The organism is Vibrio sp. 1078-1 (assembly GCF_033340475.1).
The window spans coordinates 1-579 of the sequence record NZ_JAWOWM010000647.1; the positions used below are offsets into that span (position 1 = coordinate 1).

Below are 579 nucleotides of genomic sequence, written 5' to 3' on the forward strand. Positions count from 1 at the left end.
GCAAGTTCACGCACGGGAGCTTGAAGTGGCAAACAGCATGACTCAGCTTTGGTTGGAGCTGGGCTATCAGCAGAAGGCAGAGCAAATTTTGCTAGAAAACCGTCGGCTCATGACGGAAATGGAAAACTTCATTCAAACCAATTACTCAATCGGAAAAAGCGAAGCGCAAGATTTACTGAATGCACAGCTTCAAGTGAGTAAGTTGGATGAAAAGCTGCAAGCCAACGCACAAATGCAGCGCCGTTTGGTCTCGCAACTCTCAGAATGGTTGGGCTCTGACTGGCTCAATACCTATACCCAAAACGGACGCTCAACACTTCAAGCCAGCAACACACTGACTTGGGCGTCATTGAACCAAAAGTTGTCTGCAAATAGCGAAACGACCAAGCACTACCAACAGTTGAGTGAGCACCCGATGGTGAAAATGGCAGACGTAAGTATTTCTGCCAATGAAACTCAAGTGGACATTGCAGAGCAAGCTTACACGCCTCAATTCGGTGTGGAAGTGATGTACGCCTATCGTCAAGCCAACAATATGAAAGGCGAACCTGCATCGGACTTGGTAAGCGCGTATCTAAC

General features: G+C 47.7%; 1 pseudogene. It reads left to right on the forward strand.

The features are described from left to right. Window positions 1–579: pseudogene (locus tag R7190_RS29285) on the forward strand (copper transporter); the annotation flags it as partial.